This is a genomic window from Cohnella nanjingensis (genome assembly GCF_014212125.1).
In the GTDB taxonomy this organism is placed as follows: domain Bacteria; phylum Bacillota; class Bacilli; order Paenibacillales; family Paenibacillaceae; genus Cohnella; species Cohnella nanjingensis.
The window spans coordinates 26,078-45,639 of record NZ_JACJVP010000055.1; the positions used below are offsets into that span (position 1 = coordinate 26,078).

18 protein-coding genes and 1 pseudogene are annotated in these 19,562 nt (G+C 58.4%); 14 read left to right on the forward strand and 5 right to left on the reverse strand.

Annotation, left to right across the window (positions count from 1 at the left end; all coding sequences use genetic code 11):
- Window positions 1–14 precede the first annotated feature (14 nt).
- From H7C19_RS29295 to H7C19_RS29310, 4 genes are read left to right on the forward strand one after another with little or no spacing between them, the layout of a single operon-like run.
- Entirely contained in the window at window positions 15–2,318 is a 2,304-nt protein-coding gene (locus H7C19_RS29295) for a hypothetical protein (protein ID WP_185672645.1), read from the forward strand.
- Window positions 2,305–3,216: a TadE/TadG family type IV pilus assembly protein gene (locus H7C19_RS29300; RefSeq protein ID WP_221469547.1), complete on the forward strand. Its 912-nt coding sequence runs from the start codon at window positions 2,305–2,307 to the stop codon at window positions 3,214–3,216. Before H7C19_RS29295 ends, H7C19_RS29300 begins: the two co-directional genes overlap by 14 nt.
- 31 nt (window positions 3,217–3,247) lie before the next feature.
- A complete protein-coding gene (locus H7C19_RS29305; protein ID WP_185672647.1) occupies window positions 3,248–3,742 on the forward strand; it encodes an A24 family peptidase in 495 nt (164 codons plus the stop codon).
- 58 nt (window positions 3,743–3,800) lie between these two features.
- Entirely contained in the window at window positions 3,801–5,678 is a 1,878-nt protein-coding gene (locus tag H7C19_RS29310) for a DUF6382 domain-containing protein (RefSeq protein ID WP_185672648.1), read from the forward strand.
- A 200-nt stretch (window positions 5,679–5,878) separates the two neighbouring features.
- Here H7C19_RS29310 and H7C19_RS29315 read toward each other — a convergent pair whose 3' ends face one another.
- From H7C19_RS29315 to H7C19_RS29325, 3 genes are all read right to left on the reverse strand, one after another.
- Complete coding sequence (locus tag H7C19_RS29315; RefSeq protein ID WP_185672649.1) at window positions 5,879–6,832, reverse strand: epimerase; 954 nt, start codon at window positions 6,830–6,832, stop codon at window positions 5,879–5,881.
- A gap of 39 nt (window positions 6,833–6,871) precedes the next feature.
- Window positions 6,872–7,318, reverse strand: a complete 447-nt coding sequence (locus H7C19_RS29320) for a LytA/YqiH family protein (RefSeq protein WP_185672650.1) — start codon at window positions 7,316–7,318, stop codon at window positions 6,872–6,874.
- Window positions 7,319–7,532: 214 nt separating this feature from the next.
- On the reverse strand, window positions 7,533–7,943 hold the full coding sequence (locus H7C19_RS29325; RefSeq protein ID WP_281385028.1) for a DUF2621 family protein: 411 nt from the start codon (window positions 7,941–7,943) through the stop codon (window positions 7,533–7,535).
- Window positions 7,944–8,110: 167 nt separating this feature from the next.
- Between H7C19_RS29325 and H7C19_RS29330 the strand changes: the two genes are divergently transcribed.
- The 9 genes from H7C19_RS29330 (at window position 8,111) to H7C19_RS29375 (ending at window position 17,193) form a co-directional block, all read left to right on the forward strand.
- Window positions 8,111–9,241 (forward strand): deoxyribonuclease IV, encoded by a 1,131-nt coding sequence (locus H7C19_RS29330; RefSeq protein ID WP_185672652.1) that lies wholly within the window; start codon window positions 8,111–8,113, stop codon window positions 9,239–9,241.
- Between the two features lie 50 nt (window positions 9,242–9,291).
- Entirely contained in the window at window positions 9,292–10,194 is a 903-nt protein-coding gene (purU, locus tag H7C19_RS29335) for a formyltetrahydrofolate deformylase (protein ID WP_185672653.1), read from the forward strand.
- A gap of 22 nt (window positions 10,195–10,216) precedes the next feature.
- Complete coding sequence (locus tag H7C19_RS29340; protein WP_185672654.1) at window positions 10,217–10,420, forward strand: hypothetical protein; 204 nt, start codon at window positions 10,217–10,219, stop codon at window positions 10,418–10,420.
- Window positions 10,421–10,745: 325 nt separating this feature from the next.
- The gene (tkt, locus tag H7C19_RS29345; protein WP_185672655.1) at window positions 10,746–12,761 is read left to right on the forward strand and encodes a transketolase; all 2,016 of its coding nucleotides are present in this window, start codon (window positions 10,746–10,748) and stop codon (window positions 12,759–12,761) included.
- Between the two features lie 37 nt (window positions 12,762–12,798).
- Window positions 12,799–13,116 (forward strand): pyrimidine/purine nucleoside phosphorylase, encoded by a 318-nt coding sequence (gene ppnP, locus H7C19_RS29350; RefSeq protein ID WP_185672656.1) that lies wholly within the window; start codon window positions 12,799–12,801, stop codon window positions 13,114–13,116.
- Window positions 13,117–13,306: 190 nt separating this feature from the next.
- Window positions 13,307–13,864: a DJ-1/PfpI family protein gene (locus H7C19_RS29355; RefSeq protein ID WP_185672657.1), complete on the forward strand. Its 558-nt coding sequence runs from the start codon at window positions 13,307–13,309 to the stop codon at window positions 13,862–13,864.
- Between the two features lie 491 nt (window positions 13,865–14,355).
- Window positions 14,356–16,023 carry an RHS repeat domain-containing protein gene (locus H7C19_RS29360; protein ID WP_446681764.1) on the forward strand — a complete coding sequence of 556 codons (1,668 nt, stop codon included), beginning with the start codon at window positions 14,356–14,358 and terminating at the stop codon, window positions 16,021–16,023.
- Window positions 16,011–16,721, forward strand: coding sequence for a polymorphic toxin-type HINT domain-containing protein (locus H7C19_RS35055; RefSeq protein WP_313732045.1), 711 nt, complete (start codon window positions 16,011–16,013; stop codon window positions 16,719–16,721). The genes H7C19_RS29360 and H7C19_RS35055 overlap by 13 nt, the downstream gene beginning before the upstream one ends.
- Window positions 16,722–16,761: 40 nt before the next feature.
- Window positions 16,762–17,193 carry a hypothetical protein gene (locus H7C19_RS29375; protein WP_185672659.1) on the forward strand — a complete coding sequence of 144 codons (432 nt, stop codon included), beginning with the start codon at window positions 16,762–16,764 and terminating at the stop codon, window positions 17,191–17,193.
- Between the two features lie 557 nt (window positions 17,194–17,750).
- Here H7C19_RS29375 and H7C19_RS35060 read toward each other — a convergent pair.
- Window positions 17,751–18,092, reverse strand: coding sequence for a PilZ domain-containing protein (locus tag H7C19_RS35060; protein ID WP_313732046.1), 342 nt, complete (start codon window positions 18,090–18,092; stop codon window positions 17,751–17,753).
- 57 nt (window positions 18,093–18,149) lie between these two features.
- Window positions 18,150–19,034, reverse strand: a pseudogene (locus H7C19_RS29385) (NAD(P)-dependent oxidoreductase); the annotation flags it as partial.
- Between the two features lie 170 nt (window positions 19,035–19,204).
- Here H7C19_RS29385 and H7C19_RS29390 point away from each other — a divergent pair.
- Entirely contained in the window at window positions 19,205–19,489 is a 285-nt protein-coding gene (locus H7C19_RS29390; protein ID WP_313732043.1) for an ArsR/SmtB family transcription factor, read from the forward strand.
- Window positions 19,490–19,562 lie beyond the last annotated feature (73 nt).

A 19,562-nucleotide genomic window follows, 5' to 3' on the forward strand; every position in this document is an offset into this window, starting at 1 on the left:
AGAGGGGTTAAGCCATGGCAGCAGCGAACATGAAAGGCCGTTCCAGGCAGCGGAAATATTCGCGACGCACGAGCGGCTCGGTGTCCATCTACTTTATCGCCGTTACGGCCGCCTTCGTGCTGCTGACCGGCTTGCTGATCGATCTGGCGCGGATCGCCGCATTTCGCAAGCAGTCCGAGCTATCGGTCAAGGCGGGAGCGCGTTCGATCCTCTCTTCCTACGATCCGGCATTGTATTCGCGCTACGGACTGTTCGCCCGCGGCGGGGATCCGGGGGAGGAGGTGTTCCTCCGGACCCTGGAGGGGAATCGGGAACCGGAGGAAGAAGATGTCTTCCGGCTCCTCGATACCCGATGGGAGCGTACGGACGTCACGGAGAGCCGTCCCCTCGGTCTGCATGACGTGTTCCGCAGGCAGGTGCTGGAGGAGATGAAGTACAAGGCGCCGATCGACTTGACGCTGGAGATCGCCTCCCGGTTCCGGGGTTTCTCTTCCGTAATGAAGGAGGCGAAGGGAACCGTCGACGCGCTCGAACGGATGAAGCAAGCCTATGATCGCCGGGAAGAAGCCTTGGATAAGGCGATGAGCGCGCAAGGCGCTGCCGGGAGCGGGATCGTGAGCGCCTGGAACGGCAAGATCCCTCTCCCGCCTGTTAACCTGGCGGGATCCCGGCCGGCCGGAAGGGTGCAAGACATCGCGGACGCGGCGTTGATGTACGACGATTATGTGGCCAAGCGGTCGGAGGATGCGGCAAGGGAAGAAGCCCGCAGGCAATGGGAGAGAGACGAAGAGGAACGGCGGCGAGCGAGGGAGAGCGGAGGAAATGCCCAAGCCGGCCAAAACGAGACGCCGCCGGTCCGGCCGGACTTCAGTCCGCGGTATTCCGCCGAGATTGCGGCATACGAGTCGGGCGTGACCGCCCTGGCTGCGCATTTAAGCTCGGCCTCGGCGCGGGCATCCGGCGATGCGGAGCGGTACTTGTCGCTCGCGCAGGCGGCGCTGGCCGACGCGGAAGATGCGAATGCGGAGATGCGGCGGATCGCTTCGGAAGCCGCGGCTATGGCGACGCCAGTCGACGAGGAGGCCGTCGTTGGCGGGGACCAAGCGGATGCGCTGGGCGAAATGCGCCGGACGACGGCCGCGCTCGCGCTGGAGGAATCCTTCTTCACCGATTACGGCCGGGAATTGGAGGCGCAGCGGGCGTCGGCCGCGCAAGCGACGGGTTCGGCGGATTCGTTCTCGCGGCTTTTGTCCGCGGTACCCGGATCGACCGGAATGGGCGGCGCGTTGAGGAACGGCGCCGAAGACTTGCAAACGAAGAATGCAGCCTATGCAAGGTCATATGGAGAGGGAGGGATCGTGGTCAAGCAGAGGGCCCAGACGGTGAAGGCGCATCGCGCTTCGGACGAAGAGCGCAAAGCTTACGAGAGTCAATCGCGTTCGGCATGGTCCGGCGTCAGATCCTTTCTCGGTACATTCAGCGGCCTGAACGGTTCGCCGGAAGCCCAGGCTGCATTCGACAAGCTCGATCGCGCTTTCCGGGCGAACGGGGATTGGAATCAGGCCGAGGCGGAGGCGATCGCTTCCGCCGGCGTGCAGGCCAAGCCGGAAGAGGGCCGGGGGCAAGCGATGACGGATGCGGACGGATGGCTCGATGCGCTCGCCGCATCGGCGGTCGGCGGGCGAGATACGGTGTACTTTGCGGAATATACGATCGGCCGGTTCACGCGGGCGGAACCCGCAGCGGTCAAAGCGATGCTGGACGGGGGCGACGGGACGGAGCTGATGATGCCGCGAGGCCAACAGGTCGAATACGTGCTATACGGCATGAACAACCCGTCAAGGAATATCGCGGCAGCCTATGGCGAGCTGTTCTCGTTTCGACTGGCGATCCGGACGATGGAGGGATTGATCGAGTGCCGTTCCTACGGGCACCCGCTTGTCATCCTGGCCGCCGCCACGCTCTACGGCATTCGTGAAGCGATGTCGGACATGCAGCTTTTGCTGAACAAGGGGACGATTCCCTTATCCAAGTACACGAAGATCGATACATACTACGTCGACTACCTTCGTCTCTTCCTGCTGCTTCACGGCAGTTCGGCCGGACAGACTTCCCGGCGGATCGCCGTCATCGAGCTGGAGACGGGCATCTCGCTAAAGGGCGCTTATACCTACGTCAAAGGAGAAGGCGCAAACTCGCTGCGACTGTGGTTTTTACCTGGTCTCATCCGTCTCCTGGGTCAAGCGGGAGAATGGGGAGGCACCGTAAAGGGGGGCCGCTATGAAGCCACGTACGCCGCCGAGGATGCCTACCAATAGAAAGAGAGAAGGCAGCGTCACGCTGGAAGCCGCGCTGGTCATGCCGGTATTCATGTTGGCGATCCTGTTCCTGATCTATCTCGTGCAGGCGGCCACCATCTCCATGGCGCTCCACGGCGCGGTGTCGCAGACCGCCCGGCAAGCGGCTTCCGCCTGGTATCCCATCTCGGCGGGGCTAGACAAGGCGCGCGCATCTCCGATCTATCAGAAGTCGCAGCAATGGAGCGACGCCCTGGCCGGCATCGGAGAGACGCTCGGCCGGTACGGGCAGTTCCTACCCGCACCGATCGGCGACTGGGCCAAGCAGGCGGCGGACGGCGATTGGAACCCGGAGCAGATTGCCGCCAGACAGGCATTTCGGCAAATTCTGCTTCGCACCGCAGATCCGACCGTGCTGCGGTCCGATCGCTTGGAAGTCTCCTCGGTTACGCTCCCCGCTGCAGACGACTTGGCGCAAGCCTATCTCACTGTACAAGCGGAATACCGACTTCCCTTCCAGGTTCCCTTTATCGGGCGAACGTTAATCCTCCGGGAGTCTGCCAGCGAACGGGCATGGATCGGAGGTTTGCCTTCGCGCTCGATGCTAGATGACGGGGAAGGGAAGCCGAGCGCGTTGTCATTCGTCTCCTTGGAGCCGAATCCGGTGCGACGTGGGCGCAAAGCGACGTTGACGCTGCGGGCGGAACCCGGCGCGACGGTGGATCTGACCGTGTTGTACAAGAGCGGAGCGAGTCAGGCGAAACACCTTGGGTTGGCTACGGCTGACGCATCGGGGCTGGTGAGCTGGACGTGGCACGTCTCTGGCAATACGACGATCGGCACATGGTCCTGGGAAGCGCGCACGGGGAGCGACTCGCCTTGGCGGCAAACGTTTGAAGTCGCGGGGAAAGAGCCGTGAAGCGACGGCTCAGAGAAAGAGGGGAAGAGAAATGAACGCAATCGAATGGGCCGCGACCGTCGTCCTGTTAGGAGCGGCATGTTGGACGGATCTTCGCCGGATGGAGATCCCCAACGGGCTGACGGTTTCCTTCGCGGCAGCCGGTCTGCTCTATCAAGTGATCGCGCATGGATACGGGCGGATCGGATGGACGCTTGGGGGCGTCGCGGCAGGGATGCTTCCTCTGCTCTTGCTTTATGCGCTACGGGGAATTGGCGGCGGCGACGTCAAATGGTTTGCGGCGTTCGGGGCCTGGGCCGGCGCGGCGATGGCTCTGCAGTTAGTCGTAGGCTCCGTGCTGTGCGCAGGCGCCATCGCGCTGCTGCTCATGGCGATGCGGCTGCCGGGCGTGCGCACGGCTGCGCGCCGTCTAAAGTGGCCATGGGGCGAACATCCCTCGGTTGGGCGCCGGGGAGCGCGGTTCCCGTTCATGCTGGCGGTGGCGCCAGCCTACGTCGCGCTCTTCTGGAGCGGCTGGTCTGGTTAATGCGAGAGATATAGGTAAGCGGCGCGTCCGGACGTGGAACGCGAAAGGGGAAGATGGGATGAACGGGTATCGGGTGAGGTTCGAGCAGGGACGCGGCCACTTTATGGTGCTGGAGCGGGAGTCGCCCTTGCGCAGAGAAGAGATGGATCCTGTGCAATCGGGCATGTTGAAGTCTTGCGACATCCCCGGCCTGCTGCCGCTTGAAGTAGAAGAGATCAATGGCTCCGTCCAGCTTCGGTATGCGTTAAAGGGAAGCCGAATGTTAAGCCAGGCGTCCCGGGCAGCCAAGTGGTCGATGGAGGACGCGATGGTGGCGCTCTGCAGCATGGCGGAGACGATGGAGCAATGTCTGGACTATATGCTCGATGTCGAGCGGCTTGCGCTGCACGATGATTATATTTTCGCGGGCGAAGGCTGGCACGACTTGCGATTTACCTATTTGCCGGTTGCCGGTTCCGGCCCGGCATCCTCCTCCTACGCCGATGATCTCGAAAGGCTGCTGGTCCGTTGGTTCATGCGCGTTGCGGAGCTGGACGGAACCGCGCTGCAGCAGTTGCTCCGCTTGGTCGCTTCGCCGGACTTTATGCCCGGCTTGTTGAGACGCTACACCCGACAGTACATGGCCGAGCGGTTGATCGGCTCGGACCGCCCTGTTGCGGATGCGCAGGAGAGGCAGGGGCGCCGCGGAACCGATAGCCCGTGGGGACTGTCCGCTTCGATGGCAGGCGGGCACGAAGCGGATCGTGGGCCGGCACGGAAGGATGAAGGCCGCGTCCTACAGAACCACGCAGCATACGTGCAGCCGGCGCGCGCCCAGGAGCCGGCGAGGGCAGGTTCGCGGGCGTTCGGCTGGCTGTCGCCGCCGGCAGGCGATCCGCAGACGCTGTCCGGCCTGATCGGAGCTGAGGATTCCGGCGAAGCCGCGGGAGCGGGCGCATCTGATCGGATGAGCGGGATGCCGATCGGTCGCTGGCGAACGTGGTTATCGGTAGGCGGCGTCGCGGCGAGCGCAATGGCTTGGAGGTTCCTCTACGCCGAACACCCGGGCCAACGGGGGATGCTGCTTGCCATCGGCGTCACGCTCGGCGCGATCGGAGCTTGCGTGTATTGGTGGAACGGAGGGCCTGCCAAATTTAAACGCAAGAGCGAAGGCCCAGCCGAAGCGGAATCGATCGAAAGCGAAGGCCGCGATGAAGATACGGGAGGAAGCGGTACGCCGCCGCGTTCGTCCGGACGGGGCTGGGGGCAAGGTCCGCTGGATCCGCCGGCGCCGGGCGGAGAACGATTTCCGAGACGGGAGCAGCAGGGTTGGCTTGCCAACGGACAGGAGGCCGAATGGGAGGAGGCGTCTGCATACGGTGCGCCGCCAAGACGGGAAGGGTTCGAGCGTTCGTATGCCGAAGCCGCGCTAGCGTCATCTGTACAACAGTCCGCATTTGCCGGAGTCTCCTCATATCCGCAGTCTTACGGGCAGCTTGATCGGGCTTCGCGTCTTCAAGCGCTCGCGCAGCCAAGCGCAGCATCTTCCGTAAGTTCGGCTCCCCCGTCTTCGCAGGCATCGTTCCTGGCCCAGCCGACGGGGAGACTGCCGCATAACGAGGCGACGGTATGGTTGTCGGGAGCCGGGTCGTCTCCGATGGCGTCGTCATATCTGGAGTGGGAGTCGGGCGAGCGCAAGATGAGCATTCCGCTGCAAGGCGCATCCATGATCATCGGCCGTTCGGCGGAAGCCGCCCAGCACGTGGACGAGACCAACGGCATCTCCCGGGCGCATCTCGAGATGCTGCGGCAAGAGGATCGTTGGGTAGCCAAGGATCTCGGCTCTCGAAACGGAACCTGGCTGAACGGACAGCCGATGACGCCCTATGAACCGTATCCGCTGGAGCCGGGCGACCAATTGCAAATCTCTAGCTCGATCTATCGGTATCGCGGCTAGTCTCGTACTCGCTATCGAACTTCATCGATCACGATCTAACTTGATAGACCTAACGACAACGACCGCCCCATCGGGCGGTCGCGGGTGCGTTATTTGTAATGTGCGCGTCCTAGCGTTCGATTGGTTTCAATGTTGCATCAATTACAACATTGCGTTTCGCTGCGTTGGATGGCGTGTTGGTTGCTTTGAAGGCGCGAGCGCTACCTTAACAGGTTCTTGAGCGCTTCCTCCAGCCGCGGATAGCGAAAGACGAAGCCGTGATCCAGCGCGCGGCGGGGCGTCGCGTGTTGGCCGGTCAGCAGGAGGCAGGACATCTCGCCGAGGACTGCGCGGAGGAGCCCGCCGGGGACGGGGAACCAATGCGGGCGTCCGATGACCCGGCCGAGCGTGCGGCCGAAGGCGTCGTTGTCGACCGGCTCCGGGCCGATGGCGTTGACGGGGCCGCTCAGCGTCGGAGTATCCAGGCTGAACAGGATGAGCGACACCATGTCGTCCAGATGAATCCACGGCATGCCCTGTCTGCCCGACCCCATCCTGCCTCCGACAAAGAGCCGGTGCGGCAGTCGCAGCAGAGGGAATGCCCCGCCGCCGCGGCCCAGCACGAGGCCGATCCGCAGCTTCACGAGGCGCTCCGCGGGAATGCGGTCTGCGGCCGCTTCCCATTCGATGATGGTGCGGCCGAGGAAGTCGGCGGGCTGGACGGGAGCGGACTCGTCGAACGGCTGAATCGCCTCGCCTCTTTCGTTCAAGAAGGTCGCCGAGGCAGACGATATCCCTCGACCCTCTCCCGTATATGAGTGCCCGTAGAGGGAGATGCCCGATGCATTCGCGACGACGCCCGGCGGAGCTTCCATGCGGCGCACGATGTCCGCGATCCGCTCGGCGGCGCGAACGCGGGACTGGACGATCCGCTCCTTGGCCGCAGCCGTCCATCGCTGATTGATCGACTCGCCCGCCAGATTGACGATGCCGTCGACGGCGCCTCCGAGCGCCGGATCGGCGGCCCACTCGTCCCACGTCGCATAGCGAAAGCCTGCGGCAGGAGCCGCAGGCTTGTGGCGGGTGATGATCCAAGCTTCGTCTCCGCGCGCTTCGAGCGCGCGGGCCAATGCGGTGCCGATGAAGCCGGTACCGCCGCAGAGCATGACGCGCATGCGGAACACCTCACCCTGGGTTTATGATCGCGTATCGGATTAAGCCTTGTCGATCGAGATGATCGTCCGCTGCTTCTGCGAAGCATCGCCCTCGACGCTCGTAATCTCGTATTTGAATTTGACCTTGGTGCCTTCAGCCCAATCGGACACCTTGTCCACGATATCGGGGTCCACTTGGAAGGTGGTCGGACCTTCCGACGTCTTGATCTCGATCGAGTGCGTATCGCCCAGGCCGGTATATTCGCCCGTGTCTTCTTTGGTCTCGGTGCCGGCCGGTGGAGAGGCCGAGTCGGATGCGCTGGCCGATGGCGTCGGTTCGCTCGAAGCCGATGCCGAAGCGCTGGCGGTTGCCGAAGCGCTGGCCGAAGGAGAAGCGTTCGTCGATTTGTTTCCGTTGTCGCTGCATCCCGTGCCCATCAAGAGCATCGTCAGCACGGCGACGGCCCATGCGGAGTTTTTTCCATAACGGTTCAGGTTATTCAACATGCGGTAAAAGCACCTCCATAGCAGTCGTCCATCTTCGTTGCGTTGAGTACCTTCACTAGGTTAGACGATGCGGGCGCCCAAAGGTTTCGTTTTTTTTCCGCGAGCCGGGTCGGCGAACGACGGCATTCGCGCTGCCGACGTCTCTCCGAGTCTCGTATTCGCTCGGTTCCGGCAGACGGCAACCTCCGATTTGACTAGACTCCGCCTGGATTGGTTAGCCCAGCAGGTGCCGGTAAGGCGCGTAGTCGATCTGATTCTTCTCCAGGAAGTTGATCAGGAACGTATGGTCCCGCTTCGGCGTCGCCAGGATGTAGCCACGGATGCAATGCTCTTCCGTCACGTGCGGTTCCCCGCTCTCGACGGCGAGCTGGCCGATCTGCGCGGCGATCGAATGCTTCGCGATATCGCGGAACGCGGTAGGAATCGGGGACACCAGCTTGTCCAGGAGCGCCTTGGATTCATCGGTCCATAGCGGCCGGCTTAACTCGACCCAATGGTTCTGCCAGTCGAGCTTCGATTTGCCGTCGGACTTGGGGAGCACTTTCAGAAATTTGCGGAACATGAAGAATCCGCCGATGCACATGAAGACGACCATGACGATCGTCCAGAATCCAATGCTGTACATAAACCAATCGGGGGTCGATTTCAACCACATCATCTGTCACCTCGTCTTCAAATTATAGCGTATTTCTAGATTTATTTCGACGTTCGCGATACAATAGGGGGTGATTTTATTGGGACGACCCGCGCCCGTTCGGGCAAGCGGCGTCGGATTCGGAGAGGAGCATGATCATGCTGAAGATCGGTTCTCACGTGTCTTTTTCGGACAAGGGTTTGCTCACCGCGACCAACGAAGCGAATACTTATGGTTCCAGCACTTTCATGATATACACCGGGGCCCCGCAGAACACGCGGCGCAAGCCCATCGAGAGCTTGTACATCCCCGAGGGCCAAGAGGCGATGGCCGCGGCCGGCATCGGCGAGATCGTCGTCCATGCGCCGTACATTATCAATCTCGGCTCTTATAAGGAAGATACGTTCGAGCTCGCGGTCAACTTCCTGCAGGAAGAGATTCGCCGGACGAACGCGATCGGCGTGAAAAATATCGTGCTGCATCCGGGCGCGTATACGGAGAAAGACCCGGAATACGGCATCGCGCGCATCGCCGAAGGCTTGAACGAGGTGCTCGAAGGCACGAAGGAGACGGACGTGAACATCGCGCTCGAGACGATGGCGGGCAAGGGCTCCGAGATCGGGCGGAGCTTCGAGGAGCTGGCGGCCATCATCGAGAAGGTGCGCGACAACCACCGGTTGACCGTCTGCATGGACACCTGTCACATTCACGACGCCGGCTACGACATTGTCGGCGACCTGGACGGCGTGCTGCGCCAGTTCGACGAGATCGTCGGCCTCGACCGCATCGCGGTCGTGCATCTGAACGACAGCAAGAACCCGGCGGGCGCCGCCAAAGACCGCCACGCGCCGGTCGGCTCCGGATGGCTCGGTTACGAAGCGCTCAACAACGTGGCGAGTCACGAGCTGCTGAGCGGCAGGCCGTTCATCCTCGAGACCCCGTGGATCGGGAAAAAAGCCGGGGCCGAACGTCCGATGTACGAGGCGGAGATCGCGCTGCTGCGCGGCGACGTGGACGCTCGCTTCGGCGGCGAGTTCCTCGAGGACGTCGAGCGTCTTCATCATTTTTTCCAGAAGCAGGACATTCATCCCCGCTCGTTCATCCTGAACACCTGGGAGCTGCTCAAGTCGGACGCCAAAGCGAAGAAAGCCGATCCGCGCGAACCGCTGGAACGGTTGTACGATCTGGCGATCGAGAACCGGGTGCTGTCGCCGGAATACAGCGAGGAAGCGGTCAATCAGCGGCTGACCGTCTACCTGGCCGGCAAGGAATGGCTGGTTAAGGTTTAAGGTCTAAGGAAAGCCGGGAGCAATCGAAGGAAAGAGGTCGGATATCACTCATGAGTCAAACCGTATATCAGCCCCAAGACGCCAAAGGGCGCGACGACAAGGCCAACCGCGCCCGCATGCTTGTCTCCTGCCCGGATCGCGCGGGGATCGTCGCGGCAGTCTCGCAATTCCTCTACGAGCAAGGCGCCAACATCGTGCAGTCGGACCAATACACGATGGATCCCGAAGGCGGCATGTTCTTCATGCGGATCGAGTTCGACCTGCAGAACCTGGAGCAGAACCTGCCTTCTCTGCAGGAGGACTTCACGCGTATCGCGGATCGCTTCGAGATGCGCTGGAGCGTCTACCGCGCCAGCCGCAAGAAACGTCTCGCCATCTTCGTCTCGAAGGAAGATCACTGCCTGCTCGAGCTGCTCTGGCAATGGCAAGCGGGCGATCTGGAAGCGGACATCGCGATGGTCATCAGCAACCACAACGACATGCGGGCGCTCGTAGAGTCGTTCGGCATCCCGTACCATCATATTCCTGTGACGGCAGAGACGAAGGCCGAGGCCGAGCGCCAACAGTTGGAACTCACGTCCGGCAAGGTCGATCTGGTCATTCTGGCCCGCTACATGCAGATCGTCACGCCGAAGTTCATCGAGCGCTTCACGAACCGCATCATTAACATCCATCACTCCTTCCTGCCCGCGTTCGTCGGCGGCAAGCCTTATCAGCAAGCCTACGATCGCGGCGTCAAGCTGATCGGCGCCACCGCGCACTACGTGACCGCCGAGCTCGACGCCGGCCCGATCATCGAGCAGGACGTGCAGCGCGTCAGCCATCGCGACAACGTCGCGGAGCTGAAGCGGATAGGCCGCCATATCGAAAGGATCGTGCTCGCGCGCGCCGTGAAGTGGCATGCCGAGGACCGTCTCGTCGTTTATCAGAACAAGACGGTCGCCTTTGTCTAAACCCGACTGCGGAGGACAAGCAATGAAGCGGCAGAAGACGGTCATCGAGGGACGCGTCGCCTATGACGTGGAGAACGACGAATGGGTCATGTATATCGAAGACGGCTTCGTCTATATGGGCGACCTGTACGCCGCGGTCAACCGGCGGTTGGCCGCGGCGGGCGAACCGCCGCTCGTGGCCGGAGACGAACTGGAAGTCAAGCTTCGCCGCGCGGGAACCGGCTGACGAGCCGGTTTTTTGCTAGCAAGCGCCGGCTTGCGGCAGGGGGTCGTCGCGATCGGATTCTCCTGCGCGTCAGTCGATTCTGCAGCCGGGCGCATGAATCGGGCAAGTCTCGCAGCCCCGTCTGAGGATTGAAAAATCGCCGGGGGTCCCGCCTCTTTTTCACGCTCCGATTTACCCAACTTGTCCGTACAACCTGAGTGGTAAAACGAGGGGCACCGTGGTACAATATTCAGGATTAACTGCAGCGAGTTAAAGGATTAACGTACATTACGCAGGTCACGAGCGATTATCGTTCGTGCACATAGAGAAGGAGGACCACTTACGTATGACAACCAGTTCGAAATCCGTTGAACAGCTTTCCGTCACGACTATCCGCACCTTGGCGATCGACGCCATCGAGAAAGCGAAGTCCGGCCACCCGGGCATGCCGATGGGCGCCGCTCCGATGGGCTACCAGCTGTTCGCCAAGACCATGAAGCACAATCCGTCGCAGCCGGCATGGATCGACCGCGACCGCTTCGTACTGTCCGCAGGCCACGGTTCGATGCTGCTCTATTCCCTGCTGCACCTGAGCGGCTACGATCTGCCGATCGAAGAGCTGAAGAACTTCCGCCAATGGGGCTCCAAGACGCCGGGTCACCCGGAATTCGGCCACACGGCGGGCGTCGACGCGACGACCGGTCCGCTCGGACAAGGCATCGCGATGGCGGTCGGCATGGCGATGGCGGAAGCGCAGCTGTCCGCTACATACAACCGCGACGGGTTCGACGTGATCAACCACTTTACATACTCCATCTGCGGCGACGGCGACCTGTCCGAAGGCATCTCGTCCGAATCGGCTTCTCTCGCGGGTCACTTGCAGCTCGGCAAACTGGTCGTCCTGTACGACTCGAACGACATCTCTCTGGACGGCGAGCTGAGCCTGTCGTTCTCCGAGAGCGTGAAGAAGCGTTTCGAAGGCTACAACTGGCAGGTGCTTCGCGTCGAAGACGGCAACGACTTGAACGCGCTCGCCAAGGCGATCGCCGAAGCGCAAGCCGAGACGTCCAAGCCGACGCTGATCGAAGTGAAGACGGTCATCGGCTACGGCTCTCCGAACAAGGGCGGCAAGGGCGGCCACGCCGGTCCGCACGGCTCTCCGCTCGGCGCGGAAGAAGCCAAGCTGACCAAGAGCTTCTACGAGTGGGACGAGCCGGACTTCTTCGTGCCGGAGGAAGTGCGCGCGCACTTCGCCGAAGTCAAGAAGTATGGCGAGCAAGCCAACGCCGAGTGGGACGCGCTGTTCGCGAAGTATAAGGCCGCTCATCCGGAGCTGGCCGCGCAGTTCGAGCAAGCGCTGGCCCGCCAGCTGCCGCAAGGCTGGGACGCGGACCTGCCGACCTACTCGACGGAGGACAAGCCCGTCTCGACCCGCGTCGCTTCCGGTAACGCGCTAAACGGTCTCGCGAAGAACGTTCCTGCCCTCGTCGGTGGCTCGGCCGACCTCGAGAGCTCCACGATGACGCATCTGAAAGGGCTGCCGGTCTACAACGCGAGCAACTACGCGGGCCGCAACATCTACTTCGGCGTCCGCGAGTTCGGCATGGCCGCGGCGATGAACGGCATCTCGCTGCACGGCGGTCTGCGCGTGTACGGCGGCACGTTCTTCGTCTTCACGGACTACCTGCGTCCGGCCGTGCGTCTGGCTAGCATCATGAAGCAGCCGGTCGTCTACGTGCTGACGCACGACTCCATCGCGGTCGGCGAAGACGGCCCGACGCACGAGCCGATCGAGCAGCTCGCTTCGATCCGCGTCATTCCGGGGCTGACGGTCATCCGTCCGGCGGACGGCAACGAGACTTCCGCAGCTTGGGCTTATGCGCTCGAGAACACGGACAACCCGGTCGCGCTGGTGCTGACCCGCCAGAACCTGCCTATCCTCGCAGGCACCGCGGAGAAAGCGCGCCACGGCATCAAGCAAGGCGGCTACATCGTCTCCGAGGCCGCGAACGGTCAGCCGCAAGGCATCCTGATCGCCACCGGCTCCGAGGTGCAGCTGGCCGTCGCTTCCCAGAAGGCGCTGGCCGAACAAGGCGTTCACGTCCGCGTCGTGAGCCTGCCGAGCTGGGATCTGTTCGAAGCCCAATCGCAAGAATACCGCGACAGCGTCATTCCGAAGGGCATCAAGGCGCGTCTCGCGATCGAGATGGCTTCCCCGTTCGGCTGGGAGCGCTACGTCGGCGACGGCGGCGCGGTCCTGGGCATCTCGACGTTCGGCGCATCCGCGCCGGGCGACCGCGTGATCGCGGAGTACGGCTTCACGGTCGAGAACGTCGTCGCACAATTCAAGAAGCTGGTGTAATTCATCGCCGCTGAATCTATAGGAGGCCTTTCCACCCATGTCGCAATTCGATAACGTAAGCGTAGTGAAGCAAGCGAACGTCTACTTTGACGGCAAAGTAACGAGCCGCACCGTGCTGTTCGCGGACGGCACCCGCAAGACGCTGGGCATCATGCTCCCCGGCGAGTATGAGTTCGGCACCGCGCAGGCGGAGATCATGGAGTTCCTCGCCGGCGAACTGACGGTTCAGCTGCCGGGCAGCGAAGAGTGGATCGCGATCTCCGGCAAGGGCGAGTTCACGGTTCCCGCCAACAGCAAGTTCAAGCTGAAGGTGACCCAGGTCGCCGACTATGTCTGCTCCTATATTAACGCGTAAGACGGGGTAGGAAGGTTATAGCAGGAAAAGGAAGAGAGATCGAGCTGCGGCTCGATCCTTTTTCTTATTTCAGTAGCATGGACGTGCGGAAATCTGTCGACCGCTCCCGCCTTCCGAACCATTGACGCTCTACGTTCGGGGCGAGGATAATGAATGGGGTATGACAACATTTTCCAAAGGGAGTGTTCCGATGTCCAAGCGCGTGCTGATCGTAACCGGCGACGCCGCGGAAGTGCTGGAGGTCTACTATCCGTATTACCGCGTTCAGGAGGAGGGCTATGAAGCGGTCATCGCTTCGCCGCAAGTCAAAGTACTCCACACCGTCTGCCACGACTTTATTGACGGCTGGGACACTTATACGGAGAAGCCAGCGCACCAGTTGCAGTCGAACGTCGCGTTCGCGGACGTGGACCCCTCGCTGTACGACGCGCTTATCATCCCCGGTGGCCGCGCGCCCGAGTACATCCGCAACGACAAGGATCTGCCGCGCATCGTGGCGCACTTCCTGGATACGGACAAGCCGGTAGGCGCGATCTGCCACGGGGCGCAGGTGTTCCTGGCCCTGAAGGACCGCTCCTACTTCGAAGGCAAGACGCTGACCGCCTACAACGCCTGCCGGCTCGAAGTCGAGTCGCTCGGCGCGAAGTATCCGGAAGGCACGCTGCATGTGGACGGCAAGCTTGTCAGCGGCCACGCTTGGCCGGATCTGCCTGGATTCATGCGGGAATTTCTGAGGCTGCTGCGCTGAACTTTAGGAAATGTACAAAATCTCCGGCTCATCCAAGGATGGACCGGGGATTTTTTTGTTTGGATAAAAAATGACCAAGCTAAAAACATCCTATATTTTTCAAAGATTTTAGAGATAATAAACGGCAGTATTTTTAAATCGACATTAACATATAAAATTCGACAAAATTAGGCAGAGTCACCAGTTAATATTATTCAAATGTTGCTCAGAAGGTTGACAGGCTCAACTAACTATCCGCAAAACACGACCGTCGTCAAACAACCGGACGGGAAAGAAGTATGGAATTATGAGGATCGGTACGGCCGAGTCATTCGCGCAGTGGAAAAAAGTCCATCCAATCCCGTACAACGTATTTTACGAACTCGCCGAGCGGTAATGTTGTTCGACAAGAAGTGGTCGGGAATGGCGAATCGCAGGTTACGCAGTACGGATACGATGGCAGCGGAAACCTGATATACCTCAAAGATGCTGAAGGAAATGTCAATCAATACGTGTACAACCGGTTGGGTCAAGTGATAGCGACCTATACAAACGGAAAGCTGCAAAAACAAAACGGCTACAATCAACTGGGCTGGCAACTAGAAGAAACGGATGCTGTCGGACTGAAAGAGCAAAATAGATTCACGGTAAACGGTTTGCTGGAGTCCCATACGGATCGGGAGTCGCAATTACATCAGTATTCTTACACGCCGTACAACGAAGTCAACCGGCTGTCCATTAAAGGCGCCAACGGAGTGGAGAAATATTGGCAACAAAACAACTATGATCCAACGACACGGTTGTTAATCGGGGTTACGACAAGCGAAGGAGAGCCGCTCGCCTACCATTATGATCTCTGGAAGCGATTGGACGTTCAGACGGCTGCAGGTCGTAATTACCTCTTAGGCTATGACACTGCCGATCGGTTAGCCACTTTGACCTATCCCGACGGCAAACAAGTTTCCTACACCTATGACAATTTAAGCCGTATCCAGACGGTAAACTATCCAGATATGGGTGGGGTTGGATACAGCTACAGCCAAGGGGCGGACCTGAATAAAAACGTTCTGACGTATTCCAACGGAGTCGTGCAAGAACGCAGCTACAATGCTTTCGGCGAAATCGTCTCTTCATTGGAATCCAAAGGCAACGTCCCGGCATGGAATGAAAGCTTTGGCTACGATGGATTCAGCAACATTACGGCGATAAACCGAAACGGAATTAGCCTGGGATTTAGTTATGACAAGCTTAATCGGATAAAACAAGAGAATGCAGTCACCGGCCCAAATACGTACAGCTACGATGAACGCGGAAACCGTTTGTCTCTCGAAGGCAGTGTTACGTTGCCCAGTACCGACTCCACAGAGTATACGTACAATGCAATAAATCAATTGAAGACGTACTCGAATAGCGCGGGAAAGCAAGCAACCTACAGCTATTATGGGGACGGACAGCGCGCGTCAAAGAATGTGAACGGACAGCTGACGCGGTATGTCTATTTGAACGGTCATATCATTGAGGAATTGGATGCAAACGGAAATGTAAAAGCAAGAAACATTTGGGGCAACGAGCTGCTGTTTAGAAAAGATTATGCCGCAAATAAGGGAGGCTATTATTCTTACAACGGCCATGGTGATGTAGTCAAAATTACCGACGCAGCGGGAACGGCAATCAACACGTATGACTATGATATCTGGGGGAACGTGCTTAGCTCCAGTGAAGGGATGTCCAACTCCTTCAAATATAGCGGCGAAGTATATGACGATGAGAGCGGATTGTACTATCTGAGAGCGCGTTACTATGATCCAAGCATAGGCAGGTTTATTACAGAGGATACGTATGAGGGGCAAATTAATAATCCGTTGACATTAAACCTCTATACGTATGTAGGGAATAATCCATTGATTCGATGGGACCCAAGTGGTCATAACTGGGTTGGAGACCAATGGAACGGATTTGTATCGGGTATGAAGGAGGTTCATTCCTCGTGGTACACTGCAACAGATTATTGGAGTTTAGGACTAGTTTCCGAAGTTAACGATTACATTAAAGTGAGTCAAGAAAAGCCCATGTCTTTGGAGCAATGGGGTAAAGCAGCAGCTCTATTTGTACAAGTTACACCTATGAAGGCAGCAACGTCTGGTACTAAATTAGGGAAGGGAAGGAAATCAATTCAGTAGTAAAAAAGGCATCGAATCCTTGTAATTGTTTCACCGCTGATACAAAGGTTCTAACTGACGAAGGGGAGAAACCTATCGAGGAAATCGAGGTAGGTGACAAAGTATTAGCTAAAGACGATGAAACAGGTGAGATGGCTTATAAGGAAGTTGAATGGCTCTTCCAACGTGAAGTTGATGAGACTTATAATATTTCAGTTGGTGGCGAAGTCATAACGACTACTAATGAGCATCCGTTCTGGATTGTCGGCAGGGGGTGGGTGAAGTCTAAAGACCTTGAGGTTGGCTACGTTCTAACAACTTCGGATGGCAAGGAATTAGTCATTGAGAAGATTGAGGTTAAGAAAGAGCATAAGACCGTCTACAACTTTATGGTTAAGGACTTCCACACCTACTTTGTCTCTAACCTTGGAATTTGGACGCATAATGCATGTAAGCCAATAAACTTACCATCCTCTAAGAGCATTGATATTGATATGGACCATATAATTTCTGGTCATACAAAAGGTGGTTCACGTGCAACACAGAGTAAAATCAAAGACTTGTTCCCTGAAAATATGAGTAATTCACAAATTGAAAAGCAGTTCGGAATGCTTACAAGAATTCGAGTAAGTTACAAACTCAAGGAGACCGTGTTCTTGTCAAAGGGCAATCAAATGGTCTTACTATTGAGATGTGGGTTAACACAAATACAAAAATGATTGAGACGGCTTATCCGGTATTTAAGTAGGAGGTGGGAAGTTGGCTAGTATTGTGATTGATGAATCTACACTTGAAATAAGCAATCGGAAATCAATTACTGGTGAAGTTTATTTCCAATTCGGGGATTCATCTTTTCCTGATTCTAATTGGAACGATTTTGTTGTGGTTATTTTGACATGGTGGAATAAATCCATAAAATTACTTGAAACTTCATCTGTTGGAACAGCACAGGATTTCAATTTCATGGATGGTCCATTCTATGTGCATGGGGTGAAAAAAGATAGCGCGCAAATCTCACTACATTTTACTCGAAGAAATAAGGATGGCTTGGAAGTAATTGCATCATTAGACACAGAAATTGAATCATTGAAAAAAACAATTGCAAAGGCTTCAAGAAAAGTAATTAAAGAAATCAATGCTAAAAACTGGGTAACTGATGATGTTGAAGAGTTAAAAAGGCAAATACAGTAACAGATTTTTCGATGTACGACCTTGAGGGAAGTAAAAGTTCCTCAGGGTCTTTTTTTGCCCCACCCAGTGCCAAATGAATCGGGCGGCTGTTTGTTGGAGTTTAAATAAATAGCCACATGGGAACGTATGAACCCCATGTGGCTTTCTTGTTACTATCTACCGCGATACGCTCGATAATATACGCGGCGGTGCTATTACGAGGAGCGGGGCTAATCGAAAGAAGGCTTACTTGTGTTTGGCGGTGTCTACTGCTGCTAGAATCTTTTTTCTATCCGGAGAACCGTCAGTATCTCGTCGGTGTTCCGCTCCACGAGAAGCGAGTTAAGCGCGTCGAGAGCTGCCGTTCTATTCGTCCGTTGCTCGTTAAATCCAGTTCGTCAAACTGGAAAACCTCCAGCGGCACTACGTCGAGTGCGTCGATGATTTTCTCTATTTCGAGTGAGATAATCAGGTCAGCGTGTTCGATACCGGAGATATAGCTGTAATGGATACTCGCCTTTTCGGCAAGCGCTTCCTGGGTTGTATAAAGTTAACGGCTAGCATATCCCCCAACATACTCAATCCCCCGCATGCCGCTCAATATACTCCTTGAGCTGCAGCCGCTGATACAGCGCCAGGCCGGAGAGCATGCAGCCGTAATGGAACTGGTTGTTGCTGCGCTCGATCCGGATGATGCGGGCCGTCATGGGCGGCAGTCCCGCTTCTTGCTTGAAGTGCAGGACGACGAACATGTCCTTCTCCAACGGGAACGTCGAGGAGATCTGCAGCCCGTCCTCGGAGACGTCGCGCAGGGTGCCTTCGACGCTCTGCCCCGCGAACGCGCCGGCCTGCTCCCATTGATAGACGGACATCATGAGCGGGATCTCCAGGGAGACGCGGGTCTGTCTCCGGCGCTCCACTCCGGACGGCTCCGCTGTCGGCGAAGCTGGCTTAGCTGCCGCTTCCGGCGCGCGTAACCCGCCGATCCGACCGCCGATCCACTGCTCGTAAACCTTCGCGAGCGCAGCCAAGTCCTCTTCCCCGTGTCCCGCCGCAGCCCCCGTCTGGAACAGGCTCTTGGACGCTTCCAGCATCGGAGTAGGGACGCCCAGTCCGTCCGACAGGACCGAGGACAGCTTGAGGTCCTTTAGCATCAGCGCCAGCGAGAATTGCACGCTGAAGTCTTGCTCGATGATCTTCCGGCCCTTCAGATCGGCTTGCTTGCTCGCGGCGCCGCCGCCTTGGACGACGCGGAGGAAGGAGGAGGCGTCGATGCCCGCCTTGGCGGCGATCGCCATGCCTTCGACGAGGCCGGCCGCATTGATGCCCACGATCGCATTGTGGGCGAGCTTCGCTGCCGCGCCGCTGCCGCTCGTCCCCATATAGATGACTTCCCGGCCCATGGCGAGCAGGAGATCCTGCTGCGCGTCGACCGTCTCGCGGTCGCCGCCGACCATGAACAGCAGCGTGCCGTCGCGCGCGGCCGGGCTGCTGCCCGTTACCGGCGCATCGAGAAAGTCGCAGAAGGCGTCGGCGATATCCTGTCCTAGCCGCCGGGCCAGCGCGGGCGAGATGGTGCTGCTATCGATGACGGCCATGCCCGGCTTCAGCCCGGCGATGATGCCGTCCTTGCCGTAGTATACCTCTTCGACGGCAGCATCGTTGCTGATCATTGTCACGATGACGTCGCTGCGTTTGGCGGCCTCCAGCGGACTCGCGGCTTCCTCTCCGCCGAGTCGCGCGAGCTCGTCCGCCTTGCCTGGCGTGCGGTTGTAGTACATGACCTGGTACTGTTTGCGAAGCAGATTGGCAGCCATCGGCAGCCCCATCGTACCCAGTCCGATAAATCCGATTGTTTTCATCCCGTGCGCCCCTTCCGTACTGTCTTGCACGCTCTATCTCTTTTGTATCACAATCGGCGTGAAAAGTAACCTTCCCCTCTCCCCATCCTGGATTTGCAGCTTTACAGCTTTTATCGGAATATGCTATTTTTGAATTTCCAAGGAGATATCGCATGGAGGAGGTTCGATCCGTGGCCAACGACAACGGTTCCTTGCAAGAGGCGGTAAAAGTATACAAAGCGCTCGGCGAACCGACACGCCTGTCGATCGTGCAGCTCCTGATTCAACACCGGAACTTAAGCTGCACCGAGATCGGAGATCACCTGAACCAAGTCGCGGGCTCGACGCTGTCGCACCATCTGAAGCAGCTGACGGATTGCGGTCTCGTCGAGATCACGAAGTCGGGGACGTTCCACTATCATCACGTCAGCGACGAGATGCTGCGGCGCTATGCGCCGATCCTCATGCAGGATTGAGCGAGCGGTCATGCGACGGCACGGAAGAGAATCCCGGGTGTGCGGGGGACGGTCAACGAGAGTTAGAGATGAC

Excerpts from the sequence above, each read along its gene's own strand:
- ppnP (WP_185672656.1), top strand. The coding sequence starts at position 12,799 with ATGTCGCAATTCGATAACGTAAGCGTAGTGAAGCAAGCGAACGTCTAC.
- H7C19_RS29300 (WP_221469547.1), top strand. The coding sequence starts at position 2,305 with ATGCCTACCAATAGAAAGAGAGAAGGCAGCGTCACGCTGGAAGCCGCG.
- H7C19_RS29325 (WP_281385028.1), bottom strand. The coding sequence starts at position 7,943 with ATGTACAGCATTGGATTCTGGACGATCGTCATGGTCGTCTTCATGTGC.
- H7C19_RS29305 (WP_185672647.1), top strand. The coding sequence starts at position 3,248 with ATGAACGCAATCGAATGGGCCGCGACCGTCGTCCTGTTAGGAGCGGCA.
- H7C19_RS29310 (WP_185672648.1), top strand. The coding sequence starts at position 3,801 with ATGAACGGGTATCGGGTGAGGTTCGAGCAGGGACGCGGCCACTTTATG.
- H7C19_RS29330 (WP_185672652.1), top strand. The coding sequence starts at position 8,111 with ATGCTGAAGATCGGTTCTCACGTGTCTTTTTCGGACAAGGGTTTGCTC.
- H7C19_RS29315 (WP_185672649.1), bottom strand. The coding sequence starts at position 6,832 with ATGCGCGTCATGCTCTGCGGCGGTACCGGCTTCATCGGCACCGCATTG.
- tkt (WP_185672655.1), top strand. The coding sequence starts at position 10,746 with ATGACAACCAGTTCGAAATCCGTTGAACAGCTTTCCGTCACGACTATC.
- H7C19_RS29320 (WP_185672650.1), bottom strand. The coding sequence starts at position 7,318 with ATGTTGAATAACCTGAACCGTTATGGAAAAAACTCCGCATGGGCCGTC.
- H7C19_RS29295 (WP_185672645.1), top strand. The coding sequence starts at position 15 with ATGGCAGCAGCGAACATGAAAGGCCGTTCCAGGCAGCGGAAATATTCG.
- purU (WP_185672653.1), top strand. The coding sequence starts at position 9,292 with ATGAGTCAAACCGTATATCAGCCCCAAGACGCCAAAGGGCGCGACGAC.
- H7C19_RS29355 (WP_185672657.1), top strand. The coding sequence starts at position 13,307 with ATGTCCAAGCGCGTGCTGATCGTAACCGGCGACGCCGCGGAAGTGCTG.
- H7C19_RS29340 (WP_185672654.1), top strand. The coding sequence starts at position 10,217 with ATGAAGCGGCAGAAGACGGTCATCGAGGGACGCGTCGCCTATGACGTG.